Consider the following 26,800-nt stretch of genomic DNA (forward strand, 5'->3'; position numbering starts at 1 on the left):
CCCCCGCCGGACTCCCGTCAGACCTCTTCGACGCTGCTCGGCTCGCGCCGGGACAGGTCGATGCCGAGCTCCTCCGCAGCGCGGAAGACGTCCTCGTCGGTGTCACGCATCTCGATGGACATACCGTCGCTGGACAGCACCTCCACGTTCAGGCAGAGCGACTGCATCTCCTTGATGAGCACCTTGAAGGACTCGGGGATGCCGGGCTCGGGGATGTTCTCGCCCTTGACGATGGCCTCGTAGACCTTCACGCGGCCGGTGACGTCGTCGGACTTGATGGTCAGCAGCTCCTGGAGGGCGTAGGCGGCACCGTAGGCCTCGAGGGCCCACACCTCCATCTCGCCGAACCGCTGGCCACCGAACTGGGCCTTACCACCCAGCGGCTGCTGGGTGATCATGGAGTACGGACCGGTCGAACGGGCGTGCAGCTTGTCGTCGACCAGGTGGTGCAGCTTCAGGATGTACATGTAGCCGACCGAGATCGGGTCCGGGAACGGCTCACCGCTGCGGCCGTCGAACAGCCGCGCCTTGCCGGACGGGAGCACCATGCGCTCGCCGTCGCGGTTCGGGATGGTGTGCTGCAGCAGACCCGCCAGCTCGTCCTCACGCGCACCGTCGAACACCGGGGTGGCGACGTTGGTGCCGGGCTGGACGTTGTCGGCGCCGATGACCTGCAGGCGCTGGGCCCACTCGTCCGCGAGGCCGGAGACGTCCCAGCCGCGGCTGGCGAGCCAGCCGAGGTGGATCTCCAGGACCTGTCCCGGGTTCATTCGGGACGGCACACCCAGCGGGTTGAGGATGATGTCGACCGGGGTGCCGTCCTCCAGGAACGGCATGTCCTCGATCGGCAGGATCTTCGAGATGACACCCTTGTTGCCGTGACGGCCGGCGAGCTTGTCACCGTCGGTGATCTTGCGCTTCTGCGCGACGTAGACGCGCACCAGCTGGTTCACACCGGGGGGAAGCTCGTCGCCCTCCTCGCGGTCGAAGACGCGCACACCGATGACCTTGCCGGTCTCGCCGTGCGGCACCTTCAGCGAGGTGTCACGGACCTCACGGGCCTTCTCGCCGAAGATCGCGCGCAGCAGGCGCTCCTCGGGGGTCAGCTCGGTCTCACCCTTCGGGGTCACCTTGCCGACGAGGATGTCGCCGGCGATGACCTCGGCACCGATACGGATGATGCCGCGCTCGTCGAGGTCGGCGAGGACCTCCTCGGAGACGTTCGGGATGTCCCGGGTGATCTCCTCGGGGCCGAGCTTGGTGTCACGGGCGTCGACCTCGTGCTCCTCGATGTGGATCGAGGAGAGGACGTCGTCCTGCACGAGGCGCTGCGACAGGATGATCGCGTCCTCGTAGTTGTGACCCTCCCACGGCATGAACGCCACGAGCAGGTTCTTGCCCAGGGCCATCTCGCCGTTCTGGGTGGCCGGACCGTCGGCCAGGACCTGGCCCTCGATGATCCGGTCGCCCTCGTTGACGATGACCTTCTGGTTGACCGAGGTGCCCTGGTTGGAGCGGGCGAACTTGGCCAGGCGGTACGTGATGTACGTGCCGTCGTCGTTGGCGGTGGTGATGTAGTCCGCGGAGACCTCCTGGACCACACCCGCCTTCTCGGCCTTGACCACGTCGCCGGCGTCGACGGCGGAGCGGTACTCCATGCCGGTGCCGACGAGCGGGGACTCGGACTTAATCAGCGGCACGGCCTGACGCATCATGTTCGCGCCCATGAGGGCACGGTTGGCGTCGTCGTGCTCGAGGAAGGGGATCATGGCGGTCGCGACCGACACCATCTGGCGCGGCGAGACGTCCATGTAGTCCACGTCGTCACCGGGGACGTAGTCGACCTCGCCGCCACGGCGGCGGACCAGGACGCGGTTCTCGGCGAAGCGCATGTCGTCGTTCAGGCCGGCGTTGGCCTGGGCGATGACGAAGCGGTCCTCCTCGTCGGCGGTCAGGTAGTCGACCTCGTCGGTGACCTGGCCGTCGATGACCTTGCGGTAGGGGGTCTCGACGAAACCGAACGCGTTGACCCGGCCGTAGGAGGCGAGCGAGCCGATCAGACCGATGTTCGGGCCTTCGGGCGTCTCGATCGGGCACATGCGGCCGTAGTGCGAGGGGTGCACGTCACGGACCTCGAAGCCGGCCCGCTCACGGGAGAGACCACCCGGGCCAAGAGCCGACAGACGGCGCTTGTGGGTGAGACCCGACAGCGGGTTGTTCTGGTCCATGAACTGCGACAGCTGGCTGGTGCCGAAGAACTCCTTGATGGAGGCGACGACCGGCCGGATGTTGATCAGGGTCTGCGGCGTGATCGCCTCGACGTCCTGCGTGGTCATGCGCTCGCGCACGACGCGCTCCATACGCGCCAGACCCGTGCGGACCTGGTTCTGGATGAGCTCGCCGACGCTGCGCAGGCGGCGGTTGCCGAAGTGGTCGATGTCGTCGGTCTCGACGACGATCGACTCGCCGCTGTCGCCCGTCGTCTCGGTCTCGCCGGCGTGCAGCTTCACCAGGTACTTGATCGTCGAGATGACGTCCTCGACGGTCAGGATGCCCGCGTCGAGCGGAGCGTCCGCACCCAGCTTCTTGTTGACCTTGTAGCGGCCGACCTTGGCGAGGTCGTAGCGCTTGGGGTTGAAGTAGAGGTTCTCGAGCAGCGTCTGCGCGGCCTCACGCGTGGGGGGCTCGCCCGGACGCAGCTTGCGGTAGATGTCGAGCAGCGCGTCGTCCTGGCCCTGGGTGTGGTCCTTCTCCAGGGTGGCGCGCATGGACTCGTACTCGCCGAACTCCTCGAGGATCTGCTCGGTCGTCCAGCCGAGCGCCTTCAGGAGGACGGTGACCGACTGCTTGCGCTTGCGGTCGATACGCACACCGACCATGTCGCGCTTGTCGATCTCCATCTCCAGCCAGGCACCCCGGGACGGGATGATCTTGGCGGAGAAGATGTCCTTGTCGGACGTCTTGTCGATCGAGGAATCGAAGTAGACACCGGGGGAACGGACCAGCTGGGACACCACGACACGCTCGGTGCCGTTGATGACGAAAGTGCCCTTGTTCGTCATGAGCGGGAAGTCGCCCATGAAGACCGTCTGGGACTTGATCTCACCGGTCTCGTTGTTGGTGAACTCGGCGGTGACGAAGAGCGGGGCGGCGTACGTGAAGTCGCGCTCCTTGCACTCGTCGATCGAGTTCTTCGGCGGCTCGAAGCGGTGGTCCCGGAACGTCAGCGACATCGACCCGGAGAAGTCCTCGATCGGGGAGATCTCTTCGAAGATCTCCTCCAGACCGGACTTGGTGGGGACGTCCTGACCGTTCTCCAGAGCCTCCTCGACCCGACTCTGCCAAGCGGTGTTGCCGAGCAGCCAGTCGAAGCTCTCGGTCTGCAGCGCGAGCAGGTTCGGAACCTCGAGAGGCTCCTTGATCTTTGCAAAGGAGATGCGCAGCGGGGCGGTGCTGGCGCCGTTGTTCGTATTCGCGGTCGAGGCAGTGCGCGAGGCGGCCAAGAGGGGGTCCTTCCGAGGGCTCGGACTCACTACGCGCGTACCGGTCCCTCTCCCACACACAGCGATGGAAGCCCCAGGTCAAGGGTGCTTCGGTCGACTGTGCTCGAGTGAGGGCAGACCCCTGGTGACGGGCAGGGGACAGCTAACAGGCAGCGCAAAGGGTCAGTGTAGCCACTTGGCACACTGATGTCCAGCGCGGGTTTTTCGAGACCCTCGTTGTGCTCACCGCTCTTGTCAACGCCCTCGGCATGCTGCCCTCAACGCACGTTGATACTGCCCTCTTCGCCGTCGATCCATGCCTCGGATTCGGATCCTTGTGACGACGCGTCCTGAGAATTGCGCGCTGCGTGCGGTTCGTCAAGAGCCCCCAGCCGGAACCGCGCCGTCCGGAGACACGACGAAGATCACCATACCCCTCGCCGTCACGAGCGCAAGGCAACCGCGGCCGGCCCTCGGATACGCCGAAGAGCGACCACCCGGATGGATGATCGCTCTTCGGTGCGTTCGCGTTACAGCCCCAGGGGACCGATTTCAGCGCGCGTTCGAGTCCTGGAGGACCCGGAAGGTCTTACTTGACCTCGACGGAGGCACCGGCGCCCTTGAGGGACTCGGCGGCCTTCTCCGCGGCCTCCTTGTTGACCTTCTCGAGAACCGGCTTCGGGGTGCCGTCGACGAGGTCCTTGGCCTCCTTCAGACCCAGGGAGGTCAGCTCACGCACGACCTTGATGACCTGGATCTTCTTGTCGCCGGCGCCGGTGAGGATGACGTCGAACTCGTCCTTCTCCTCAGCGGCCTCGGCCGGGGCGCCCGGAACGGCGGGACCGGCAACGGCGACCGCGGCGGCGGCGGTGACGTCGAACTTCTCCTCGAAGGCCTTCACGAACTCGGAGAGCTCGATGAGGGTCATCTCCTCGAACTGAGCGAGCAGGTCTTCCTGGCTGAGCTTCGCCATGATGGCGGTCCTTCCACTAAATCGGCGGGTGCCGGATGTACTGGGTGTGGCGGGCGTACGTCGGCCCGCTGAGACCCTCGCCGCGTCAGGCGGCGAGGATCAGAAAGCGAGCCGAATTACTCGGCACCGCCCTGCTCGTCCTGCTTGGCACGAAGCGCGTCCACGGTGCGGACGAGCTTCGACGGGAGCGCCTGGAAGACCTGAGCAGCCTGAGTCTGCTTGCCCTTGAAGGCACCAGCCAGCTTGGAGAGCAGAACCTCGCGGGACTCGAGGTCCGCAAGCTTCTTGATCTCATCGGCGGACAGCGCCTTGCCGTCAAGGACACCGCCCTTGATGATGAGATTCGGGTTGTCCTTGGCGAAGTCACGAAGACCCTTCGCCGACTCCACCGGGTCCCCGGTGACGAAGGCGACAGCCGTCGGACCAGCGAAGAGCTGGTCGTCCAGCGTGATCCCGGCCTCGTTGGCCGCAATCTTGGTCAGCGTGTTCTTCACCACGGCGTACTGGGCGTTCTCACCGAGCGACCGGCGCAGCGTCTTGAGCTGCGCCACGGTGAGACCGCGGTACTCGGTCAGCACGGCGGCGTTGGAGCTGCGGAACTTGTCCGTCAGCTCCGCAACCGCGGCAGCCTTGTCGGGCCTCGCCATAGAGCCTCGGCCTCCTTCCGGGTGATTCGGACCGCGCGGACCCGAAGGAGGACTGGGCAAAACAAACGCCCCGGCGCAGGCGCTCGGGGCGGACTCGACCGGCCGCACACGTGAGAACGCGTGCCCCGGGAGTACTTCCACAATCACCTGCGCGGGTCGCCCACTTTTCAGCGGATCCTTCGGCCACCGCACCTTCATTCGAAAGCGCGGCAACGACCAGCGGTCTTTGGCTTCTGGAAGAGAGTAAAGGACCGGGGCGCTGTCGAGCAAATCGGGCCCTACGGGCCACCCCGGTCCCTCGGCTGCGCCGTCTCCGGCGCCTGGATCAGGAGCTGGTGCCGCTGCCGGTGCTGCCCGCGACGGCGCCGCCGGACTTGAGCATGTCCTTGAAGTCCCGGGTGTCGCCGGCCGGGGGCGCCTCCGCGGTGACCTTCACGCCGTAGTCGGTGTAGAAGGTGGTGTTGGTCATGGTGCCGTTGGCCATGGCGGCCTTCTCGGTCTTCTTGACCAGCAGGTTCTGGTCGTTGATCCAGATGTCGACGGTGTCGGTGGTGACGCCGGCCTGGCTGAGCTGCTTCTTCAGGGCCGCCAGCTGGTCCTTGTCGAGGTTGCTGGTGCGGTCCGCGAGGTCGGCGACGTCGACCGTGCCCGAGTAGTGCACGGTGTGCGCGCCGTCGACCTTCTCCTCGCCGACCTTCTTCACGTCACCGGAGGCCAGCAGCATCTTCACCGACTGGTTCGGCGTGGCGGTCTGGATCTGGTCCTTCATATACGACCCGGAGGCGCCGCCGAGCTTGGCGAGGTCGTCGTAGGAGTACTTCAGCCAGTGCTTGCCGCCGCCCGCCTGCTGGGCGTAGGCGTCGCTCATGTGCGCGTAGTAGGCGTCCGGCAGGTACCGGGCCTCCATCGACGTGGAGCCGGCCTTCTTCATCATCTCGGCCAGCTGACCGCCGGTGTAGGTGATGGTGAGGTTGCCCTTGAGGCCGTCGCCCCAGGTGAGGGCGCCGTTCGCCGTCATCGACATGATGTCGCCCATGGACGTGGTCGAGCGCACCTTGGCCGAGTCGGCCTTGTCGGTGGACTTCTCGACGGAGCGCAGCGCGGCGATGGGGCTGACGTGTATCGCGCCCCCGCCGGCCGCCTTGTCTGCGCTCGAGGAGCCGCAGGCGGCCACGCCCGTCAGCGCGGCGACCACCGCGATCGAGAGGCCCATCCGGCGCGCGGTCGTGCTCTTCATCTGCTCCCACCCCTAATGCGAGTCCCGTGCCTGCACCGTAACCCAGGCCACTGACAGTCGTGCGAAAGGTCGCACAAAGAAGGGACGGGCCCCGCCCCTGGAAGGTTCCAGGGGCGGGGCCCGTACTTGAGCTCGCGTACCCGACGCGGCTACCGGTGTGAGCCGAGGGCTCAGACGGCGGCCGGGTCCTCCTCGACGAGGAGGTTGCGGGTGCGGTTCGGGTCGACCGGGATGCCGGGACCGATCGTGCTGCTGATCGCGGCCTTCTTGATGTAGCGACCCTTGGCGGCGGACGGCTTCAGACGGAGGATCTCCTCCAGCGCGGCGCCGTAGTTCTCCACCAGCTTGCTGTCGTCGAACGACACCTTGCCGATGATGAAGTGCAGGTTCGAGTGCTTGTCGACGCGGAACTCGATCTTGCCGCCCTTGATGTCCGTGACGGCCTTGGTCACGTCGGGGGTGACGGTGCCGGTCTTCGGGTTCGGCATCAGACCACGCGGGCCGAGGACGCGGCCGAGGCGGCCGACCTTGCCCATGAGGTCCGGGGTGGCGACGACGGCGTCGAAGTCCAGACGACCCTTCGCCACCTCGTCGATGAGTTCGTCGGAGCCGACGATGTCGGCGCCCGCGGCCTCCGCGGCCGCAGCACGGTCACCGGTCGCGAAGACCAGGACCCGGGCAGTCTTGCCGGTGCCGTGCGGCAGGTTCACGGTGCCACGGACCATCTGGTCGGCCTTGCGCGGGTCGACACCCAGGCGGAAGGCGACCTCGACGGTGCCGTCGAACTTGGTCGTGGAGGTCTCCTTGGCGAGACGGACGGCCTCGAGCGGGGCGTACAGCTTCTCCCGGTCGATCTTGGCGTCCGCAGCGCGGAGAGCCTTGCTGCGCTTGCTCACAACTGCTCCTGTGTGTTCTGAAAGGAGTCGTGGTACGGGCCGAGCAGGCCCTGCCACGTGCGGCCGGTCATGGCCGCATGACTACTGGGGGTGGGATCAGCCCTCGACCGTGATGCCCATGGAACGGGCGGTGCCGGCGATGATCTTCGACGCGGCGTCCAGGTCGTTCGCGTTGAGGTCGGGCATCTTGGTCGTGGCGATCTCGCGGACCTGCGCCTCGGTGATCTTGGCGACCTTGGTCTTGTGCGGCTCGCCGGAGCCCTTCTCGACACCCGCGGCCTTGAGGATCATCTTCGCGGCCGGCGGCGTCTTGGTGACGAAGGTGAAGGAGCGGTCCTCGTAGACCGTGATCTCCACCGGGATGACCCAGCCACGCTGCGACTCGGTCGCGGCGTTGTAGGCCTTGCAGAACTCCATGATGTTGACGCCGTGCTGACCCAGCGCGGGGCCGACCGGCGGGGCGGGGTTCGCCGCACCGGCGTTGATCTGGAGCTTGATGAGCCCCGTGACCTTCTTCTTCTTGGGAGGCATAGCTCTCCGGGTCCTTTCGATTCGGGTCCTGCCGGCATCCGGGGACCACCCGGACGCAGGCATACCGCACAACGATAACGGGTATAGATGCGCGGCCAAAAACCGTGCAGGTCAGACAGGCTGAAGCAGCCCGCCTGACCTGCACGGAAGCAAGAGGTCCAGAAAGAACTAGTTCTTCTGGATCTGGTCGAAGGAGAGCTCGACCGGCGTCTCGCGGCCGAAGATCTCCACCAGGCCCTTGACCTTCTTCGAGTCGGGGTTGATCTCGTTGATGGTCGCCTGCAGCGTGGCGAACGGGCCGTCGGTGACGGTGACCGAGTCGCCGACCTCGAAGTCCAGCACCTGGACCTCGACCTTGCGCTGCGGAGCGGGCTTGCCCTCGGCCTCGGCGGCCTCGCGGGCGGCCTTCTCCTCGGCCTCCGGGGCGAGCATCTTGACGATCTCGTCCAGGGTCAGCGGGTACGGGTCGTAGGCGTTGCCGACGAAGCCGGTGACACCCGGGGTGTTGCGGACGACGCCCCAGGACTCGTTGGTCAGGTCCATGCGGACCAGGACGTAACCCGGCAGCTTGTTCTGCTTGATCGTCTTGCGGTCGCCGTTCTTGATCTGGACGACCTCTTCCTGCGGCACCTCGGCCTGGAAGATGTAGTCCTCGACGTTCAGCGAGACGGCGCGCTGCTCGAGGTTGGTCTTCACGCGGTTCTCGTAGCCCGCGTAGGTGTGGATGACGTACCACTCGCCGGGCAGGGTGCGCAGTTCCTCGCGCAGGGCCGCGATGGGGTCGACCGGCTCGGCCGGCTCGGCCGGCTCCTCCTCGGCGGCCTCGGCGACGAGGGCTTCCTCGTCGTCCTCGGCGGCTTCGCCGTCCTCGTCCTCGACGTGCACGGCGGCCTCTTCGGCCGGCTCGCCCGATTCGGCCTCGGCAGCCTCGAACTCGTCCTGCTCGTCCGCGCCCTCGACGATGTCGAGCTCGTCGTCGACCGTCTCGGCAGCCGGCCCGCCGGGCTCGGTGGCGTCGTCGTTCAGGTTCGGGTCAGACACGATGGCTGCTTCTTCCTGGATACATAGGGGTGGAACATGCGAAAACGGGCGCCGGTACCACGGCGCCCTTCGCTCTTGGCTCAGCCGAAGACGTACTTGGCCGCGTGGTTGAGCCCATAGTCAATCACGGTCACCAGGGCGATCATGATGGCGACGAAGAAGATCACCACGGTGGTGTACGACGTCAGCTGGTTGCGCGTCGGCCAGACGACCTTGCGGAGTTCCGCGATGACCTGGCGGTAGAAGGTGGCCAGACGCTTCAGCGGGCCCTTCTTGGCGCGCTTGCCGCCCTTGCGGGCCTTCTTCTTGGCCTCGGGCAATTCGTCCTGGGCATCAGGCGTGTCGATGGAGCCCACGGCGTCCGTCATAATCCTCACCTGATCCCGGGTCGTGGCCGTGCCGCGCCCGGTTTCTGAGCCGCACGGCGGTGCATTGCTGTACGTACATGCGCACACATCCTGGCGGTGTGTGTAGCAGGGCCGGAGGGACTTGAACCCCCAACCGCCGGTTTTGGAGACCGGTGCTCTACCAATTGAGCTACGACCCTTTGTGTGTCCCCCAACGTACCGCATCCGACCGGGTGCTCGGTGTGCACCGATTTCGGCGGTGGCTGCTGAAGGCCAACGAGGTGTGAGTGTACGTGGTCCGCGGCCCGGCGTCGAACAGAAAGTGCCCGTCCGGGGGCCCCTGGCCGAAGATCGTCCAGGCCCGGGGCCGGATTCGGATCCCTGTTCACGCCTCGACCCCTTGCTGTTCAGTCTGTGAAACCAGTGTGCCGGGGGCATTTCCGGTCTGGAACGATGGGCCCCATGAGCGCTGCAACCCCTCCCACCGAGCGCCGGGTCTCCGCCCGAGTCGGCGCGATCTCCGAGTCCGCCACCCTCGCCGTGGACGCCAAGGCCAAGGCCCTCAAGGCCGCCGGGCGTCCGGTGATCGGCTTCGGCGCCGGCGAACCCGACTTCCCGACCCCGGACTACATCGTCGAGGCGGCCGTCGAGGCCTGCAAGAACCCCAAGTACCACCACTACACCCCGGCCGGCGGTCTGCCCGAGCTGAAGTCCGCGATCGCCGCCAAGACGCTGCGCGACTCGGGCTGGGAGCCCGACGTCTCCCAGATCCTGGTCACCAACGGCGGCAAGCAGGCCATCTACGAGGCGTTCGCCGCGATCCTCGACCCGGGTGACGAGGTCATCGTCCCGGCGCCGTACTGGACGACGTACCCGGAGTCGATCCGTCTCGCCGGCGGTGTCCCGGTGGAGGTCGTCGCCGACGAGACGACCGGCTACCGCGTCTCCGTCGAGCAGCTGGAGGCGGCGCGCACGGAGAAGACGAAGGTCGTGCTCTTCGTCTCCCCGTCCAATCCGACCGGCGCGGTGTACTCCGAGGCCGAGACCGAGGCGATCGGCCGCTGGGCCCTCGAGCACGGCCTGTGGGTGCTGACCGACGAGATCTACGAGCACCTGGTCTACGGCGACGCGGTCTCCGTGTCCCTGCCGGCGCTGCTGCCCGAGCTGCGCGACAAGTGCATCGTGGTCAACGGTGTGGCGAAGACGTACGCCATGACCGGCTGGCGCGTGGGCTGGGTCATCGGCCCCAAGGACGTGGTCAAGGCCGCGACCAACCTCCAGTCGCACGCCACCTCGAACGTCTCCAACGTGGCCCAGGTGGCAGCCGTGGCCGCCGTCTCCGGCGACCTGACGGCCGTGGCCGAGATGCGCGAGGCCTTCGACCGGCGTCGCAAGACCGTCGTCCGCATGCTCAACGAGATCGACGGCGTGCTCTGCCCGGAGCCCGAGGGCGCGTTCTACGCCTACCCGTCGGTGAAGGGCCTGCTCGGCAAGGAGATCCGCGGCAAGCGCCCGCAGGACACGGTCGAGCTGGCCGCGCTGATCCTGGAGGAGGCCGAGGTCGCGGTCGTCCCGGGCGAGGCCTTCGGCACGCCTGGCTACCTGCGGCTGTCGTACGCGCTCGGTGACGAGGACCTCGTCGAGGGCGTGAGCCGGATGCAGAAGCTGCTGGCGGAGGCGCGGGACTAGTTCCTCGCCGCCACGCGCGCGTGCGGGCCGTTCCCTCCGGGGAGCGGCCCGCTCCTGTGTGCGAGCAAGACCACGTACGGGGAAACGGCTACCGGTGTGGCGGGTGTGTACGGCAGGATCCTGGGATGGAGCGTGTACGTGATCTCTCTGAGCTGCCGAAAGCCCATCTGCACCTGCACTTCACCGGCTCGATGCGGCCGGCGACCGTCCTGGAACTGGCCGACAAGTACGGCGTACGCCTGCCCGACGCCCTGACGGAAGCACTGACCAGCGGGGAACCGCCGAAGCTGCGGGCCACGGACGAGCGGGGCTGGTTCCGCTTCCAGCGGCTGTACGACGCGGCACGCTCCTGCCTGCGCGAGCCGGAGGACATCCGGCGGCTGGTGCGGGAGGCCGCCGAGGAGGACGTGCGGGACGGCTCGGGCTGGCTGGAGATCCAGGTGGACCCGACGTCGTACGCGCCGCGGCTGGGCGGGCTGATCCCGGCCATGGAGATCATCCTGGACGCGGTGGAGACGACGTCCCGGGAGACCGGCCTCGGGATGCGCGTCCTGGTGGCCGCGAACCGTATGAAGCACCCGCTGGACGCGCGCACCCTGGCCCGGCTTGCGGTGCGCTACGCGGACCGCGGTGTGGTCGGCTTCGGGCTCTCCAACGACGAGCGGCGGGGCATGGCCCGGGACTTCGACCGGGCCTTCCACATCGCGCGCGAGGGCGGTCTGCTGTCGGCCCCGCACGGCGGCGAGCTGACCGGCCCGGCCTCGGTCCGGGACTGCCTGGACGACCTGAACGCCTCCCGGATCGGGCACGGCGTGCGCGCGGCGGAGGACCCGCGGCTGCTGAAGCGGCTGGCCGACCGGGGCGTGACCTGCGAGGTGTGCCCGGCCTCGAACGTGGCGCTCGGGGTGTACGAGAAGCCGGAGGACGTCCCGCTGCGCACCCTCTTCGAGGCGGGCGTGCCGATGGCCCTCGGCGCCGACGATCCGCTGCTGTTCGGCTCCCGGCTGGCCGCCCAGTACGAGATCGCCCGCCACTCCCACGGTTTCTCGGACGCCGAGCTCGCGGAGCTGGCACGGCAGTCGGTGCGGGGTTCGGCCGCCCCGGAGGACGTCAGGGCGCGGCTGCTGGCCGGCGTGGACGACTGGCTGACCCGCCCGGCCGTCTGAAGCGGGCGTAGGGCGGGTACGGCTCGTCGTCGATGATCGACGACGAGGGGACCGTCGGGCAGGGCGTGGGCGTGGCCCAGTGAGCTCCGGCCGGTACGGCTACAGGCTCACGCCCACGGTCACCGGCTCGTTGACGAGGGTGACGCCGAAGGCCTCGCGGACCCCGGCGACCACCTCGCGAGCCAGGGCCAGCAGGTCCTCGGTGGTGGCGCCGCCCCGGTTGGTGAGGGCGAGGGTGTGCTTGGTGGAGATGCGGGCGCGGCCGGTGCCGTATCCCTTGGTGAAGCCCGCCTTGTCGATCAGCCAGGCCGCGGAGGTCTTGGTGCGGCCCTCCCCCGCGGGGTAGGCGGGCGGTTCGACGCCGTCCCCCATGCGCTCGCGCACGCGCGCGTGGAACGCGGCGAACTGCTCGTCGGTGAGGATCGGGTTGGTGAAGAAGGACCCGGCCGACCAGGTGTCGTGGTCCTCGGGGTCGAGGACCATCCCCTTGCCGGCGCGCAGCTTCAGGACGGTCTCCCGGGCGTCGGCGAGCGGCACCCGGTCACCGGGCTCCACACCGAGCGCACGGGCCGCCTCCGCGTACTTGACGGGTGCCGAGAGACCGCCGGCGTGCTCCAGCTCGAAGCGGACGCGCAGGACGACGTAACGCTCGGGGTCTGCCTTGAAACGGCTGTGCCGGTACGAGAAGACGCACTCCTCGTTCGTCAGCGTCACGGTCTCGCCGGCCCGCCGGTCGTAGGCGATCACCTCGGTGATGGTGGCGGAGACCTCCTGGCCGTACGCGCCGACGTTCTGGATCGGCGTGGCGCCCGCCGAGCCGGGGATGCCGGCCAGGCACTCGATGCCGGCGAGGCCGGCCTCGACCGTGCGGGCGACGGCGTCGGTCCACACCTCGCCCGCCGCGAGTTCCAGCGTGGTGCCGCGCAGTTCGACACCGCGCGTGGCGATGCGCAGGGCGGTGCCGTCGAAGCCCTTGTCGCCGATGACCAGGTTCGATCCGCCGCCGACGACCAGCAGCGGGGTGCCGCTGTCGTCGGCCTCGCGGACGGCGGCGATCACCTCGGCGTCGGTCTCGGCGGTGACCAGCCGGGTCGCGGGGCCGCCCAGCCGGAAGGTGGTCAGCGGGGCAAGGGGGGCGTCGTGGAGTACCTGCACGGCCCCAAGACTACGAGACGCCTCGTCCGGCACCGGCGTCCCGGGGCGCCTGTGCCGGGGCACGCGCGCGGCTCGGCGGCGGCTCCTCCCCCAGGCTCCGCGCAGCCGCACGCGCGCGTGGCCGCTTTCCGGGGCCACGCGCGCGTGCGGGATGTTTTCCGCCCAGGGGCCGGGGCGGGCCGGTGTCACCTCTCCAGCCGCCGGGCCACCTCTTCCCAGCCGATCGGCAGCCGGTCGGCGGAGGTCTGCCAGGTGGCGAAGGCGACGTCCCGCATCTGCGAGGACAGGCCTCGGGAGATGGGGCGGTGGGCGCCGGAGTGGGCGAAGGCCTTCAGCGCGTCCGCCGACTCCCAGGCCGACACCGTCCAGAAGACCTTCCGCAGGGGCTGCGCCCTGAGGGAGGCACCGTGGGCGCCGGGTGCGCGGGAGATCTGCCGCCACACGGCCGGGGTGCCGGCGAGGAAGCGGAGGGCGCCCCGCAGGGTGTGGGTCTCGAAGCGGGAGGCGAAGACGTGGACCTCGGCGTCGCGCGGCGGGGTGTTCGGCACGGTCCAGGGAAGCGTGGGCATCGCGGGCTCCTTGCGGGGAGGGTTCCGGTTCAGCGGGTGGTGGACTCGAGGACCGGTGCGGACGCCTGCCCGGCCGGGGGTTCGGCCGCCGGTCCGGTCTTCCGGCGGGCCGGGACCAGCAGCACGGCGACCGCGGCGAGCGCGACCACGGCGGCGCCGGTGACCAGGGCGGGCCGCATGCCGTCCACGAAGCTCTGCGCGGACTCGTATCCGCCCTGCGCCGAGAAGATCGACGACATGACCGCGATGCCGAGCGCGCCGCCCACCTCGCGCAGCGCGTTGTTCGCGCCGGAGGCGATGCCCTGCTCCTCCGGCCGGACGCTGGACATCACCAGGTTGGCGGCCGGCGCGAAGTACAGGGCCATGCCGACGCCGCTGATGACCAGCCCGGGCAGCTGGACGGCGTAGGAGGCGTCGGCCGTCGCCACACGGGCCATCCAGCCGAGGCCGACGGCCTGGAGGAGCAGTCCCGCGGCGACGACGGGCCGGCCGCCGACGCGGTCGGACAGGAAGCCGGCGATCGGCGCGACGAGCATCGGCATGCCCGTCCACGGCAGCATCCTGAGGCCGGCCTCGGTGGGCGAGTTGCCGAGGACGCCCTGCATGTACTGGCTGAGCAGGAAGACCGACCCGAACATCCCGACGAACATCAGCAGACTGGCCGCGTTGATGCCGGCGAAGGCGCGGGACCGGAACAGCCGCATCGGCAGCATCGGGTGGGCCGCGCGCGAGCTGTAGAGGACGAAGCCCGCCAGCAGCGCCCCGCCCGCGGACAGCGCGGTCAGCACCACGGGGTCGGTCCAGCCGTCTGCGGGCCCGCGGACCAGGCCGTACACGATCCCGAAGAGCGCGCCGCTGGCGAGCAGTGTGCCGGGGACGTCGAGCCGGGCGCCGGTGCCGTGCGACTCGGCCAGCCGCAGCCTGGCGAGCGGGAGCGCGACGAGGCCGAGCGGGACGTTCAGCCAGAAGATCCAGTGCCAGGAGGCGTGTTCGGTGAGAGTGCCGCCGATGAGCGGCCCCGAGGCGATGGCGAGTCCGTTGACGGCTCCCCAGATGCCGTAGACGGTTCCGCGCCTGGCGGCGGGTACGGCCGCGGTCAGCAGGGTCAGGGTGAGCGGCATCATGACGGCCGCGCCGGCGCCCTGGACCGCGCGTGCGGCGATCAGGGAGCCGATGCCCGGGGCCATGGCCGCGGCGGCGGAGGCCCCGGTGAAGACGGTGAGCCCCACGGTGAACATGCGCCGGCGCCCGAAACGGTCGCCGAGCGCGGCGCCGAACATCAGCAGCACGGCGAAGGTGAGCGTGTAGGCGCTCACGGTCCACTCGAGATCGTCCAGCGCGCCACCCAGGTCCTCGCGGATGGAGGGGAGGGCGGTGGTGACGACGAGGTTGTCGAGGGCTGCCATGAATCCGGCGACGCTGGTGATGACGAGGGCCCATGCGGCGCCCCCACGACGTGCGGTGTGCTGTGACATCTCTCCCCCAGGAGTGATCCCTAGTTAGTTATTGATGACTAACTTTCGCGGTCATGAAAAGGCGCCACCGCCCCCTCCGCCCGCCTTTCACGCCTCCAGACGGCCCTTGTCCCGGGCCGACGGATAGAGCCCCTCCCACACCCGGTGCTCGGGCGGGAAGCCCATGCCCACCAGGCAGTTGATGAGCATGCCGTACGCGAGGAAGTCGGTCGTCTCGTCGACGTCCGCGCCGAGCGCCAGATGCACGGTGTCCCACAGCCGCATCCAGCCGTTCCGCACGCTCTCGCCGAACTCGCGGTCGCCCTCCTGCTCCGCGGCCGCCACGGCGACGTACATCTGCATCTGCATCATCAGCCGCTCGGGCCGCTCCGCGATGACCTCGGTGTACGCGTTCGCCATGGCATGCAGGGCGTCCTCGCCCTCCAACCCCTCCGAGGCCTCCTCGAAGGTCCGGATGGTGTCCTCCACGCAGCGTTCCGCCGCCGCGAGGAAGATCGCCTTCTTGCCGGAGAAGAGCCGGAAGAGATACGGCTGCGAGACTCCCACCCGCCGGGCGATCGCCTCGGTGGAGGTGCCGTGGTAGCCACCGCGCGCGAACTCGGCGGTCGCGGCACTGATGACGCTCTCGCGTCGCTCCTCTGCGCTCATCCTGGGCATGCCGCTAAGTTAGTACTCAATCACTAACTTGGCAAGCGGATGTCCGCGGATGCGCGCGAGGGGCGCCCTACCAGGGAGGACGCCCCTCACTCACCGCCTGTGCCGCTGGGCCGGGCCGTCAGCCCAGTCGTACGACCGCCCGCGACATGCCCAGGACCTTCTGGCCGGCGCTCATGGCCGTCAGGTCCACCCGCACGGTGTTGTCGTCCAGCTTGGCCGCCACCTTGCCGCTGACCTCGATCAGCGCGCCCTGGTCGTCGTTCGGCACGACGACGGGCTTGGTGAAGCGGACGCCGTACTCCACGACCGCACCGGGGTCGCCGATCCAGTCGGTGACCACCCGGATCGCCTCGGCCATGGTGAACATGCCGTGCGCGATGACGTCCGGGAGGCCGACCTCCTTGGCGAACTTCTCGTTCCAGTGGATGGGGTTGAAGTCCCCGGATGCGCCCGCGTACTGCACGAGGGCGGCACGGGTCACGGGGAAGGTCCGCGCCGGCAGCTCGGTGCCGACCTCGACGTCGCCGTAAGCGATCTTCGCCGTCATCAGGTCCTCACGCCTCCTCGGCCGCGCGGGCCACGAGCTTGGTCCAGGCGGTCACGACGTGCTCGCCCGCCTCGTCGTGCACCTCGCCACGGATGTCCAGGATGTCGTTGCCCGCGAGGGACTTGATCGCCTCGATGGTGGAGGTGACCGTGAGCCGGTCGCCGGCCCGGACCGGGCGGCTGTAGGCGAACTTCTGGTCCCCGTGCACCACGCGGCTGTAGTCGAGCCCGAGCTGCGGGTCCTCGACGACCTGTCCGGCGGCGCGGAAGGTGATGGAGAACACGAAGGTCGGCGGGGCGATCACATCGGGATGGCCGAACGCCTTGGCGGCCTCCGGGTCCGTGTACACCGGGTTGGTCTCCGCGACCGCCTCGGCGAACTCGCGGATCTTCTCCCGGCCCACCTCGTAGGGCGCGGTGGGCGGGTAGGTCCGTCCCACGAAGGACTGGTCGAGCGCCATGGCCCGGCACCTCCTGATGTCTGCTGTGGTGGCCCCGAATTAGCCGGAAATTTGTTACGGAACGTAGGCGGGGCGACTGGGGCGGATGATCACCGGACCGACGGGCGCGTGGCCCGGCGGTGCGGTGGACGCGTGACCGGTGACCGGCCGAGCGGGAGCGTGTCGGCCACGCGAAAACGCCGTGAGGCCGCCCCCTCGGAAGGGGACGGCCTCACGGACGAGCCTATTTATCGCGTTTCGCGATGCGCGGTGTGCGCATTGCAACGCGGGCAGTGCTTCTTCATCTCAAGACGATCCGGGTTGTTACGCCGGTTCTTCTTGGTGATGTAGTTCCGCTCCTTGCACTCCACGCAGGCCAGCGTGATCTTCGGGCGGACGTCGGTGGCAGCCACGTGAGTGCTCCTAAGACGAACGGATGGACTAATTCAACGCAAGAAAGAGTAGCCGATCGAAGGACCGACCCCGCAATCGGCTACTGTCAGTAGCGGTGACCGGACTTGAACCGGTGACACAGCGATTATGAGCCGCTTGCTCTACCGACTGAGCTACACCGCTACGATGCGATCGGGCCCCGCCTTTCGACGGGAACCTCTCGCACCAGAGCCCCAAAACGGAATCGAACCGTTGACCTTCTCCTTACCATGGAGACGCTCTGCCGACTGAGCTATTGGGGCGAGCGATGAAGACATTACACGGTCCGCCGCCGTTCACCCAAATCCGTATCCGGCCGCACTCCGCAACGCCCTCCCCGGCCCCCTCCGCAGGCTCCTGAGCCCCAGGAACGGCACCGACGCGGGACTGCTGACGGTCGGACAGGCGCACCCGCGCGCGTGGACGCGACCGTGCCCCGCACCCGCGCGTGAGGGTCACGGAGCCGGGCAGCCGGGCGGTCGTCCCGTACGCCGACGCGGTCGCCCGCAGCCGCGGACGGTGCGTGCCACGCGCGTGGGCGACACGTGTACTGCCATGGGTGGACCACGCCGGTACGACTATTGCGCTCCTGCGCGACCCGCGCGGCTCGCCACCCTAGGCTCGACTCACTCTGCGTGATCTTGGGCCGTCCCCGCGCGTCCCTGCTTCGCCGTCCGTCACGCCGGCCCGCCCCGAGCCCCCGGCCCCGCCCCTGGAGCGCGATGCCCGACAGCCAGCCGCAGCCCCACCAGCCGCCGAACCCGTCGGGGTCCTCGGGGCCGTCCGACCCGGCCGTCCTGCTGCTGTGCGGGGCGCGGCTCACCGACGGCAGGACCGTGGACGTACGGCTGTGCGGCGGGCGCATCGAGGCGGTGGGCACGGCCGGCAGTCTGGCGCCGGGACCGGCCCGGAAGCTCGCCACACGCGTGGACCTGAGCGGTTACCTGCTCCTGCCGGCACCGGCCGAACCGCACGCCCACAGCGACACCGCCCTGACCGCCGAGCACCCGGGACCGGTGTCGTACGCCCCGGAGGACGTCCAGCGCCGGGCCACGGAGTCGGCCCTGCTCCAGCTCGGGCACGGCGCGACGGCGGTACGCGCGCACGTGCGCGTGGGCGACGTCCAGGGGCTCGGCGCGCTCGGGGCCGTCCTGCAGGCCCGGCGGTCGCTGCGGGGTCTGGGCGAGCTGACCACGGTGGCGATGCCCCGGCTGCTGACCGGGGTGGCCGGGGCCGACGGGCTCGCGATGCTGCGGGACGCGGTGAAGATGGGCGCCTCCGTGGTGGGCGGCTGCCCGGACCTGGACCCGGATCCCACGGGCTACGTGGAGACCGTCCTGGAGGTGGCGTCCGAACACGGCTGCCCGGTCGACCTGCACACGGACGCCACCGACGCCGCCCGGCTGTCCCGGCTCGCGGTCATGGCGGGCGGCCTGCGCCCCGGCGTGACGATCGGGCCGTGCGCCGGCCTTGCGCGCCTGCCGGCCGACATGGCGTCCCGTGTCGCGGACCAGCTCGCCGCGGCCGGGGTGACGGTGGTGTGCCTGCCGCAGGGCGGCTGCGGCGGCGCCGGGCGGGAGGGCACGGCCCCGGTACGGCTGCTGCGCGCGGCCGGAGTGCGCGTGGCGGCCGGGAGCGGCGCCCTGCGCGACGTCTCCAACCCCGTCGGCCGCGGTGACCCGCTGGAGGCGGCCTACCTCCTCGCCTCCGCCCACGATCTGCGCCCGGAGGACGCCTACGACGCCGTGAGCGCCCGCGCCCGCGCCGCCATGGGCCTGCCGGACGTACGCGTGGAGGCGGGCTTCCCGGCGGAGCTCCTGGCCGTGCGCGGCGATCACCTGGCCGGGGCGCTCTCCCTGGCGTACAGCCGGATCGTGGTGCACCGGGGCCGCGTGGTGGCACGCACCAGCGCGGTCCGGGAGTACTGCAACTCGGCGGCGGCAGCGGAGCTGGGGCTGCCCCGCCAGGGGCGCGGAGAGCTGTCGTAGGGGCGCTCGGAGGTCGCAGGGGAGCGGAGCGGTCGCCGCGCCCGGTGACGCGGCCCTGCGCGGGGGACGCGATGCGGCGGGCGGTGCGGGACACGCGTCCGCGGTCGCGCCCGGCGGGGTCCGGGAAGCACCCGTGAGCTGGGCGGTCTCCGGCGGACGGCGGTCAACCCGTGCGGCGGATGCGGCCCTTCGGGCGTACGGTCGGATTCATGCGCATTGTCATCGCTGGTGGTCATGGTCAGATCGCGCTGCGGCTGGAGCGTGTGCTCTCCGCGCGCGGGGACGAGGTGGCGGGCATCATCCGCAGGGCCGAGCAGGGCGACGCCCTGCGGGAGGCCGGTGCCGAACCGGTGCTGCTCGACCTGGAGTCCGCCTCGGTGGAGCAGGTCGCGGCGCACCTCCAGGGTGCGGACGCGGCGGTGTTCGCGGCCGGCGCGGGCCCGGGCAGCGGCACGGAGCGCAAGGAGACGGTGGACAAGGGCGCGGCGACGCTGTTCGCGGACGCGGCCGTCCGCGCGCGCGTACGCCGCTTCGTGGTGGTGTCGTCGATGGGTGCCGATCCGGCACACCGGGGCGACGAGGTCTTCGACGTGTACCTGCGTGCCAAGGGCGAGGCCGACGCGTACGTCCGCCGGCAGGAGGCGCTGGACTGGACGATCCTGCGTCCCGGCGCGCTGACGAACGACGCGGGCACCGGGCTGGTCCGGCTGGAGGCGCACACCGGACGCGGCCCGATTCCGCGGGACGACGTGGCGGCCGTTCTCGCGGAGCTGGTGGACACGTCGGCGACGGCCGGTCTGACGCTGGAGCTGATCGGCGGCTCGACACCGGTGTCGGTCGCGGTGAAGTCGGTGGCCGGAAACTGACCCCCAGCGCGGTTCACACGCCGTCACGAACCGCCGTCCGCCGAGCGGAACGAGGGCGGCCGACCGGACTTCGGACCAGCAGGACTTCGGACCAGCAGGACGCCATCGGGGCGTCAGAACAGCGGCAGCTGCCCGGGGAAGTCCGGCACGACGTATCCGTCCAACGACGGCTGGACGCCTTCGAGTTGCGCCTGCCGTCGGGACCCTGTGCAGGAGATGAGGTCTCCGCCGCCACGCGCTCCGGGCGGGTCGTGGCGCGCGAAGCGGCCCGCGACGACAGCGATTTCACGGCGGCACACGGGACAGGTTCTGCGGCGGGAGGACATGCCGTCAGTGTGCCCGGGGCGGGGCCGGAGTGACACCGCCGTCAGGTCCGGGTCTCTGCCTCCCACCGGTCGGGGCCCACACCGCGCCAGTCGATCAGCGGCGACTCGGCCACCTCTTCCGCCTCGATCTCCAGCCCGGCCCGGCGCAGGAACTCCACCAGGTCCCCCACGTTGTGCGCGAGGCCCAGGATCTCGCCGTCGACCCGGACCCGGCGGCCGCCGGTCGGGGACGGCAGGTGCACGATGATGGGGCGCTTCCCGGCCATGGCTCCAGCATCGTCCGGACCAGCAGGACCCGCACCCGGGCCGGTCATCGGGCAGCCCCCGGCAGCACGTTTGGGCGGGGCGACCGGTCGTGCGGGCCGCGCCGGGCCGGGACGCGGCGCGTGGAGCGCGGCACAGCGGGACATGGGGAAGAGCCGTCATCGTTCACATGTTCGATTCTAAGGGGACTTCCGTGCAGCACAACAATGTTCCGGCAGTGAGTTCCCCGGGCTGGACTGTCGTCCAGCTCCGATGCGCGAGATCCTGGAACTCCGACCATGGGCGAGCGAACGAAGCCGGGCCGGCTCCCACTCCCCGTAAGGCACACCACCTGGGCTGCGGCCTCGAGACGCGCCGGCCGCCGTCGCGTCTCGCAAAGGAGGCCGAGCGATGAACCGTCCGTCGTACCGTGACCGCACAGGCGCGACCTCACTGCCGCGGCTCACCGGCCGCGCCGGGAACGTACGGAGACTGAGCACCGCCGCCGTCGCGGCGATGCTCCTCGCGGGCTGTGCCGCGGGCACTCCCGATGCCGCCCCGCGCTCCAGCGGCCCCGGCCTCTCCCACACCCCGCCCGCCACGACTTCCCACCCGCGTTCGTCCCTCGCCCCGGACCTCTCCACCTCCGCCACCGCTCCCGCCCCCGCCACGACGTCCGCCGCCGCGGCGTGCACCAACAGCACGAAGCTGGCCGGGTGGTCGAACCGCCGGCTGGCCATGCTGACCATCGCCGTCCCCGTGCCGGAGACGTCGGTGTCCGACGCCACCTCGGAGGTGAGCGCGGGCGCGGGCGGTGTGCTGCTGTTCGGCAGCAAGGCGCCGGCCGACCTCGGCTCCCGGCTGACCACCCTGAAATCCCATGTGCCTGGTCGCCTCGGCCTGTTGGTGATGACCGACGAGGAGGGCGGCGGCATCCAGCGCATGGCGAACCTCGTCGGATCCCTGCCCTGGGCCGCGTACATGGGCTCGCACTGGACCCCGGCGCAGATCCAGCAGAACGTCACGACGGTCGCGAAGAAGATGGCGGCCGCCCAGGTCAACATGGACCTCGCGCCGGTGGTCGACGTGGACGGCAGGAACGAGGCGCCCAGCAAGACCAACCCCGACGGCTGGCGGTCCTTCAGCGGGAACACCGCGGTGGTCTCCAAGGACGGCGTGGCGTACATGAACGGGCTGCGCGCCGGAGGCGTGATACCCGTCGTCAAGCACTTCCCGGGCCTGGGCGGCTCCACCTACAACTCCGACTTCGGCCCTGCCCGCACCCTGCCCTGGTCCACCCTGCAGAAGGTGGCCATCCCGCCGTTCACAGCGGCCATCAAGGCCGGCGCCCCGGCCATCATGGTCTCCAACAACGTCGTTCCGGGCCTGAGCACCGATCCGGCAAGCCTGTCCCCCACCGTCATCGGTACCGAGCTGCGCGGCAAGCTGGGCTTCAAGGGGCTGGTGGTCACCGACTCGCTCAGCGCCAAGGCGATCTCCGCCGCCGGATTCAGCGTTCCCAGCGCGGCTGTTCAGGCCCTGCGGTCCGGCGCCGACATGGTCTTGTTCGACCTGGGCGGCAACGTCGGCTCCCAGACGTCCTCGATCGCCAAGGCGGTCACCGACGCGGTGACCGGCGGACGCCTCTCCCGCAGCCGCCTCATCGACGCGGCGGGACACGTCCTGGCCGTCCGGCACGTGAACCTCTGCCCGTAGGCACGAGGTTGCGCCCCAGCCCGGATGAGATGCGAACCCGGGAAGGCTGAGTCGGCAGATTTACAGCGGGCTCGCCCCCGTACCGCTTGACCTGCGGATTTCCAGTGACGGCCCGCTACTGGGAGACCCGTCGATCTGCGCCGGCACGGCCGTCGTCGCATTCGACGAATCCTCGCTGCCGTCATCGCAACGGCAGCCTTCGCCGGACTTGGCCTCACAAGCGCCGCCGCTGCCACCGCCGCGAGCCTCACCCCGGGTGAGTGCGAGCAGGGAGGCGGAACGGTCAACTGGGCGAACAACACCTGCAAGGGCGGTATGTACGACGGGCAGATGGTCGACTGAACCCCGCTAGGCGCCCCGCGGCTACGCGCTACGGGGCGCTCCCGCGCGAGCGTGACCGGGAGAGGCGCAAGTACCGTGCCGAACCGTCGTAAAGCCCAAATTGACGGACGGCGGCCCGAGTTGACGGCAACGGTTCGCCGCTCCGAGCGGTTCGACGAGGGGACCGGGCTTCGTGCCACAAGCTCTGGTCAAGTCGTCTACGGGACGGCCCGGGACGCGAGTTCGACCGGCTGGGGAACATCGACCCTGCGTCGGAGAGTGCTGCGCGCCGGCTACGGCGAGGTGTGGGCGCGGGGCTCGGCAGCAGGTACTGGATCCGACCAAGGCAGGTTCGCTCCCGGCTCGCACGCGCTGACCAGCACTGGCATTCCGGCGTGACGGGGTGAGACAACCAGGCGTTTCGCGAGCCTGCTCGAACACCACTGTCGACCAACGAGAAGACCCCTTCCATGCGCGTTTCCGCAGATTGGAAGGGGTCTCACCCAATGTGGCGGCGCCAGGATTCGAACCTGGGAATGCTGAGCCGGCAGATTTACAGCGGGCTCCGTCCAGCGCCTGTGAGCTGCGGATCCACCTGTTCCCGCTGCCACCGGGGGACACATGGGGGAATCGACCCCGGTCGCCTCTCCAAACCGGTCAGCGTTGACGGTCCCGTCTGCGACCGCGTATCCCCCTGCCGACGAGAGAGGTCCCCTGCTCTCCCAGAGCCGCCCTGAGCACGGCTGTCAGAAAGGCGGTTCGGGAGCTGGATCGCTCGGGTCGCTCGGGTCGCTCCCTGCTGGTACGGGAGGCCGGACGGGGCTGGCGGTGGCCCACGGGTCGTCGGGCGCGGTCTCCCGCGCGGGCGGTGCGGGGCGGACGGTGCGGGTGATGGCGACGGTCGCGAAGGTCATGGACGCACCGACGTCGTCGACATCCATCACCATCCGGGAGCGTTTCTCCCCTTCCGGGGTCTCCCACCGGTCGGTCCGCAGCCGTCCCGCCACCACCACCCGCGCACCTTTCGACAGTGACCCGGCGAGGTTCTCCGCGAGCTGCCGCCAGGCACTGCAGTCCAGGAACGTCGGCTCCCCGTCACGCCAGGTGTTCGTCTCGCGGTCGAAGCTGCGCGGGGTGGAGGCCACGGTGAACCTGGCGACGGGGACCCCGGCCGGGGTGAACCGCAGCTCAGGGTCGTCGACGAGGTTCCCGATCACCGTCAGCGGTGTGTCGTTACGCATCCCCACAGCCTTGCATGGACCTATGACAACCCGTCCACGACTCATCCCTGTGCCGCCTTGGCCCCGCGCCCTCGAAGGGGCGGGGCACGGCCGGTATCGTGCCGGGATGGGAACATGGAGCCGGGCCCAACTGGACAGGCTGGTCGAGGAGGCCACCATCGACGCCTACGGCGAGGACGAGGAAGTCACGGGCCTGTTCACGATGGTCGAGGAGCATCTGGCCACGCCGTTCGCCACGACGGTCCTGGGCGTGGAAGTGAACGTCATCGGCGTCGACCTCACCTCGAGTGGAATCGTGGCCATCTGCGCCCGCGGCAAACAGCGGCAGGCCATCGGGCTTCTCGATCTGCCCCTGCCCACTCCCCAACCGAGTGGCGCGCAATGGATCGAGGCCTACCGCCACTGGGCAGGCTGACACCCTGACAGATTGTGCCCGGGCAAGATACCAGGTGCCGCCGGGGCCCGCAGTCTGAGACGAAGAGGCTCAGGCTGGTCGGGCACAATGGCGCGGTGCGTGAAGACGATGACACGGAACTGCTGGAACAGGTACGGGCGTTGCGTGCAGCCGGCAGCGGCCCTAAGCAGGTGGCGAGGGCGTTGGGGCTTCGCCCCGGGCAGGCGGGGGTGCTGGTGCGGCGGGCCGCTGCGGCCGACCAGGCGGTGGCCCCTGGCGACCGGCCGGTGGTGGGCTGCTGGGTGAGCCCGGGCTGGAGCAGCGGGCTGGACCTGTCGGCCTGCCCTGAGTGGGCGGCGCAGGACTCTACGGCGAGTGAAGAGGCAATCGGGGCGGGGTTCGCACAACTGCTGGTGGCACGCCGGGAGCGGGCAAGCCGGGTGACGGTGACCGGTGTGCTGGTGGACGTGTACTGCCTGGGCGTCAAGAATGTGATCGAACCCCACACCATGGGTATGGGTTCGCTGGAGGCTCACCGACGCTCCTACTACAGCGCGTTCGAGGAACCCTCCCTGCCGATCGGTATCGAGCAGGCGCAGGCCATCGTCTACGGGGCCGTCGCCTACGCCCGCGAGCTCGGATTCGAGCCGGCCCCCGGCTTCACACAAGCCGCCGACCTGCTGGGGGAACCAGTCGGCGCGCTCCCGCAGATCGGCTTCGGGAACCAGGGCATGCCTTTCTATCTCAACGGTCCCCGTGATGATCCCCGCACGATTCTGGCCACCTTGGAGCGCACCCGCGGCTCGGGCAACTACCACTACATCCTTGCCTCGGGGCCGATGTGACCCACCCGCATAACACCGAGACCTGGCAGATCCGCCTCACCGAACACCACGCCCAGGCCGATCTGCGGACACTGCTGCAACTGTGCGCCACGGGCCGGGTGAAGTGCAGTGCCAAGACGCTGCGCCCGTCCGCCGCGACCATCGCCCAAGTGGCCGAGGTACTGGACGCAGGCGACTTCTACCCCGATGAGCCGATAGCCGCCTTCGCCTGGCCCCTGCTCCTGCAGGCCGGCGGCCTGGCTCAGCTGGCCGCAGGCAAGCTCGCGCTGACCACGCGCGGCCGGCAGGCCCTCACCCAGCCCGCGCACCGGGTGTTGGCCGGCCTGTGGCAACGCTGGCTTTCCAGCACGATCCTGGACGAGTTCTCCCGCATCGAAGCGGTCAAAGGCCAGCGCGTCGCGAACGTGCTCAGCGCACTCAAGCCACGACGCGGTCATGTCGGCGCCGCGCTGGCTGCCCTGGCCGCTGGCGAGTGGATCACCGTCGACCAGCTCTTCACCACCATGCGCAAAGCGGGGCACAACCCCTCGGTCGCACGCTCCGAACGCGCCCTGTGGAAGCTCTACCTGGAAGACCCCGAGTACGGCAGCCTCGGCTACGACGGCCACCACCCCTGGGCGCTGCTCCAGGGCCGCTACACCCTGGCCGTGCTGTTCGAGTACGCCGCACCGCTGGGGCTCATCGACATCGAGTACGTGGACCCTGTCGGGGCGCGCGACGATTACCAGCACAATTGGGGCGGCGACTATCTGGAGCGGCTCAGCCGCTACGACGGCCTGCACGCGATCCGCCTGACCCCGCTCGGCGCCTACGCCACCGGCCAGACATCTGCCTACCTCACCGGGCCGCCCCCCGAACCAGCCACCGCCGGGGGCGCCGCGGCGCTGAAGGTCCTGGCCAACCACGACCTGGTCGCCCTCGATGGCCTGCCCCCGGCCCAGGCCCTGCTCCTGGACGCCTTCGCCACCCGCACCGGCGACCGAACCTGGGCCCTGAGCCCGGCCTCACTGCTTGCCGCCGTGCACGCCGGACGCGACCTCGCCGAACTGCGCACCTACCTCGACCAGGCCGCCACGGCCCTGCCGGACACGGTCGCCACGCTCCTGGCCGACGCCGAGCGGCGCGTCGGCGCGGCTCGCGATCTCGGACCCGTCCACTTGATCGAGTGCGCGGACACTGCCACCTGCGTGCTACTGGCCAGCGACCGGCGCATCCGGGCGCTCGCCACCCGCCTCAGCGACCGCCACCTCGGCGTCCCGGCCGACAAACTCGACCGCTTCCGCAAAGCCGCCCTCGCCCTGGGACACCCCGTCACCTGATCACCGACTTCTGGCCGCTGTACACCGGTACGGCCATCCCGATCGACTCGTGGAAATCGCGGATGTGGCTGGACACCTGGGTCTAGCTGGGCAGACACGCCAGGACGGCCCGGCAGGACGCCGGGCCCTCCTGGTCGTTGTTGGCTGCCCAAGGCCGTCATTGGCCACCCTCAGACGGCCCGGAGACGGCCCCACCCGGCACTGCCGGCAGATCTACAGTCCTCGCACGTTCGCACCCCTGATGCCGCTGTGACCTGT

Annotated in this window: 27 protein-coding genes and 3 tRNA genes; 9 read left to right on the top strand and 21 right to left on the bottom strand. The window is 69.8% G+C overall.

What is annotated here, in order from left to right:
• Nucleotides 1-17 precede the first annotated feature (17 nt).
• The 9 genes from rpoB to ACF08B_RS31605 all read right to left on the bottom strand — a co-directional run bounded on the left by rpoB (nt 18) and on the right by ACF08B_RS31605 (nt 9,354).
• On the bottom strand, nt 18-3,503 hold the full coding sequence (gene rpoB / locus ACF08B_RS31565; protein ID WP_093477008.1) for a DNA-directed RNA polymerase subunit beta: 3,486 nt from the start codon (nt 3,501-3,503) through the stop codon (nt 18-20).
• A gap of 568 nt (nt 3,504-4,071) precedes the next feature.
• A complete protein-coding gene (rplL, locus tag ACF08B_RS31570) occupies nt 4,072-4,455 on the bottom strand; it encodes a 50S ribosomal protein L7/L12 (protein ID WP_073901465.1) in 384 nt (127 codons plus the stop codon).
• A gap of 116 nt (nt 4,456-4,571) precedes the next feature.
• Nucleotides 4,572-5,102, bottom strand: coding sequence for a 50S ribosomal protein L10 (gene rplJ, locus ACF08B_RS31575; protein ID WP_093477007.1), 531 nt, complete (start codon nt 5,100-5,102; stop codon nt 4,572-4,574).
• Between the two features lie 325 nt (nt 5,103-5,427).
• The gene (locus tag ACF08B_RS31580) at nt 5,428-6,339 is read right to left on the bottom strand and encodes a hypothetical protein (protein WP_392320524.1); all 912 of its coding nucleotides are present in this window, start codon (nt 6,337-6,339) and stop codon (nt 5,428-5,430) included.
• 170 nt (nt 6,340-6,509) lie between these two features.
• The gene (rplA, locus tag ACF08B_RS31585) at nt 6,510-7,235 is read right to left on the bottom strand and encodes a 50S ribosomal protein L1 (RefSeq protein WP_392320525.1); all 726 of its coding nucleotides are present in this window, start codon (nt 7,233-7,235) and stop codon (nt 6,510-6,512) included.
• A 96-nt stretch (nt 7,236-7,331) separates the two neighbouring features.
• Nucleotides 7,332-7,766, bottom strand: a complete 435-nt coding sequence (gene rplK / locus ACF08B_RS31590; RefSeq protein ID WP_018543896.1) for a 50S ribosomal protein L11 — start codon at nt 7,764-7,766, stop codon at nt 7,332-7,334.
• 168 nt (nt 7,767-7,934) lie between these two features.
• Complete coding sequence (gene nusG / locus ACF08B_RS31595) at nt 7,935-8,807, bottom strand: transcription termination/antitermination protein NusG (RefSeq protein ID WP_392320526.1); 873 nt, start codon at nt 8,805-8,807, stop codon at nt 7,935-7,937.
• Nucleotides 8,808-8,887: 80 nt separating this feature from the next.
• Entirely contained in the window at nt 8,888-9,175 is a 288-nt protein-coding gene (secE, locus tag ACF08B_RS31600) for a preprotein translocase subunit SecE (protein ID WP_073901474.1), read from the bottom strand.
• Nucleotides 9,176-9,281: 106 nt separating this feature from the next.
• A tRNA-Trp gene (locus ACF08B_RS31605) sits at nt 9,282-9,354 on the bottom strand.
• Nucleotides 9,355-9,616: 262 nt separating this feature from the next.
• Here ACF08B_RS31605 and ACF08B_RS31610 point away from each other — a divergent pair.
• Together ACF08B_RS31610 and ACF08B_RS31615 are read left to right on the top strand one after the other, a co-directional pair.
• The gene (locus ACF08B_RS31610) at nt 9,617-10,843 is read left to right on the top strand and encodes a pyridoxal phosphate-dependent aminotransferase (protein WP_392320527.1); all 1,227 of its coding nucleotides are present in this window, start codon (nt 9,617-9,619) and stop codon (nt 10,841-10,843) included.
• Nucleotides 10,844-10,968: 125 nt separating this feature from the next.
• The gene (locus ACF08B_RS31615; protein ID WP_392320528.1) at nt 10,969-12,009 is read left to right on the top strand and encodes an adenosine deaminase; all 1,041 of its coding nucleotides are present in this window, start codon (nt 10,969-10,971) and stop codon (nt 12,007-12,009) included.
• Nucleotides 12,010-12,108: 99 nt separating this feature from the next.
• Here ACF08B_RS31615 and ACF08B_RS31620 read toward each other — a convergent pair whose 3' ends face one another.
• From ACF08B_RS31620 to ACF08B_RS31660, 9 genes are all read right to left on the bottom strand, one after another.
• Complete coding sequence (locus tag ACF08B_RS31620) at nt 12,109-13,164, bottom strand: UDP-N-acetylmuramate dehydrogenase (RefSeq protein WP_392320529.1); 1,056 nt, start codon at nt 13,162-13,164, stop codon at nt 12,109-12,111.
• Between the two features lie 185 nt (nt 13,165-13,349).
• Entirely contained in the window at nt 13,350-13,733 is a 384-nt protein-coding gene (locus ACF08B_RS31625) for a DUF3291 domain-containing protein (RefSeq protein WP_392320530.1), read from the bottom strand.
• Between the two features lie 29 nt (nt 13,734-13,762).
• Nucleotides 13,763-15,208, bottom strand: a complete 1,446-nt coding sequence (locus ACF08B_RS31630) for an MFS transporter (RefSeq protein ID WP_392320531.1) — start codon at nt 15,206-15,208, stop codon at nt 13,763-13,765.
• Between the two features lie 87 nt (nt 15,209-15,295).
• Nucleotides 15,296-15,865: a TetR/AcrR family transcriptional regulator gene (locus ACF08B_RS31635; protein ID WP_392320532.1), complete on the bottom strand. Its 570-nt coding sequence runs from the start codon at nt 15,863-15,865 to the stop codon at nt 15,296-15,298.
• 118 nt (nt 15,866-15,983) lie between these two features.
• The gene (locus ACF08B_RS31640) at nt 15,984-16,412 is read right to left on the bottom strand and encodes a MaoC family dehydratase (RefSeq protein WP_392320533.1); all 429 of its coding nucleotides are present in this window, start codon (nt 16,410-16,412) and stop codon (nt 15,984-15,986) included.
• 7 nt (nt 16,413-16,419) lie between these two features.
• Nucleotides 16,420-16,872, bottom strand: a complete 453-nt coding sequence (locus tag ACF08B_RS31645) for a MaoC family dehydratase N-terminal domain-containing protein (RefSeq protein WP_392320534.1) — start codon at nt 16,870-16,872, stop codon at nt 16,420-16,422.
• A 227-nt stretch (nt 16,873-17,099) separates the two neighbouring features.
• The gene (rpmG, locus tag ACF08B_RS31650) at nt 17,100-17,264 is read right to left on the bottom strand and encodes a 50S ribosomal protein L33 (protein ID WP_003948671.1); all 165 of its coding nucleotides are present in this window, start codon (nt 17,262-17,264) and stop codon (nt 17,100-17,102) included.
• A gap of 90 nt (nt 17,265-17,354) precedes the next feature.
• Nucleotides 17,355-17,427 (bottom strand) — tRNA-Met (locus ACF08B_RS31655).
• A 46-nt stretch (nt 17,428-17,473) separates the two neighbouring features.
• Nucleotides 17,474-17,546: transfer RNA gene (locus ACF08B_RS31660), tRNA-Thr, on the bottom strand.
• Between the two features lie 459 nt (nt 17,547-18,005).
• On the opposite strand from ACF08B_RS31660, the gene ACF08B_RS31665 reads away from it, so the two are divergent.
• On the top strand, nt 18,006-19,271 hold the full coding sequence (locus tag ACF08B_RS31665) for an amidohydrolase family protein (RefSeq protein WP_392320535.1): 1,266 nt from the start codon (nt 18,006-18,008) through the stop codon (nt 19,269-19,271).
• A gap of 209 nt (nt 19,272-19,480) precedes the next feature.
• Nucleotides 19,481-20,137, top strand: coding sequence for an NAD(P)H-binding protein (locus ACF08B_RS31670; RefSeq protein ID WP_392320536.1), 657 nt, complete (start codon nt 19,481-19,483; stop codon nt 20,135-20,137).
• A 113-nt stretch (nt 20,138-20,250) separates the two neighbouring features.
• Here the strand turns inward: ACF08B_RS31670 and ACF08B_RS31675 are convergent, their stop codons facing one another.
• Both ACF08B_RS31675 and ACF08B_RS31680 read right to left on the bottom strand, forming a co-directional pair.
• Complete coding sequence (locus ACF08B_RS31675; RefSeq protein WP_392320537.1) at nt 20,251-20,463, bottom strand: hypothetical protein; 213 nt, start codon at nt 20,461-20,463, stop codon at nt 20,251-20,253.
• Between the two features lie 41 nt (nt 20,464-20,504).
• The gene (locus ACF08B_RS31680) at nt 20,505-20,729 is read right to left on the bottom strand and encodes a hypothetical protein (RefSeq protein WP_392320538.1); all 225 of its coding nucleotides are present in this window, start codon (nt 20,727-20,729) and stop codon (nt 20,505-20,507) included.
• A 388-nt stretch (nt 20,730-21,117) separates the two neighbouring features.
• Between ACF08B_RS31680 and ACF08B_RS31685 the strand changes: the two genes are divergently transcribed.
• The gene (locus ACF08B_RS31685; RefSeq protein ID WP_392320539.1) at nt 21,118-22,422 is read left to right on the top strand and encodes a glycoside hydrolase family 3 N-terminal domain-containing protein; all 1,305 of its coding nucleotides are present in this window, start codon (nt 21,118-21,120) and stop codon (nt 22,420-22,422) included.
• Between the two features lie 135 nt (nt 22,423-22,557).
• Nucleotides 22,558-22,764 (top strand): hypothetical protein, encoded by a 207-nt coding sequence (locus ACF08B_RS31690; protein ID WP_392320583.1) that lies wholly within the window; start codon nt 22,558-22,560, stop codon nt 22,762-22,764.
• A 725-nt stretch (nt 22,765-23,489) separates the two neighbouring features.
• Here the strand turns inward: ACF08B_RS31690 and ssb are convergent.
• Nucleotides 23,490-23,984 carry a single-stranded DNA-binding protein gene (gene ssb / locus ACF08B_RS31695; RefSeq protein WP_392320540.1) on the bottom strand — a complete coding sequence of 165 codons (495 nt, stop codon included), beginning with the start codon at nt 23,982-23,984 and terminating at the stop codon, nt 23,490-23,492.
• A gap of 106 nt (nt 23,985-24,090) precedes the next feature.
• Between ssb and ACF08B_RS31700 the strand changes: the two genes are divergently transcribed.
• The 3 genes from ACF08B_RS31700 (at nt 24,091) to ACF08B_RS31710 (ending at nt 26,542) form a co-directional block, all read left to right on the top strand.
• Nucleotides 24,091-24,399 (top strand): hypothetical protein, encoded by a 309-nt coding sequence (locus ACF08B_RS31700; RefSeq protein WP_093696599.1) that lies wholly within the window; start codon nt 24,091-24,093, stop codon nt 24,397-24,399.
• A 95-nt stretch (nt 24,400-24,494) separates the two neighbouring features.
• Nucleotides 24,495-25,223, top strand: coding sequence for a hypothetical protein (locus tag ACF08B_RS31705; RefSeq protein WP_392320541.1), 729 nt, complete (start codon nt 24,495-24,497; stop codon nt 25,221-25,223).
• On the top strand, nt 25,220-26,542 hold the full coding sequence (locus tag ACF08B_RS31710; RefSeq protein ID WP_392320542.1) for a helicase-associated domain-containing protein: 1,323 nt from the start codon (nt 25,220-25,222) through the stop codon (nt 26,540-26,542). Before ACF08B_RS31705 ends, ACF08B_RS31710 begins: the two co-directional genes overlap by 4 nt.
• The last annotated feature ends 258 nt before the right edge of the window (nt 26,543-26,800 follow it).

The organism is Streptomyces sp. NPDC015139 (assembly GCF_043079785.1).
Lineage (GTDB): Bacteria > Actinomycetota > Actinomycetes > Streptomycetales > Streptomycetaceae > Streptomyces > Streptomyces albidocamelliae.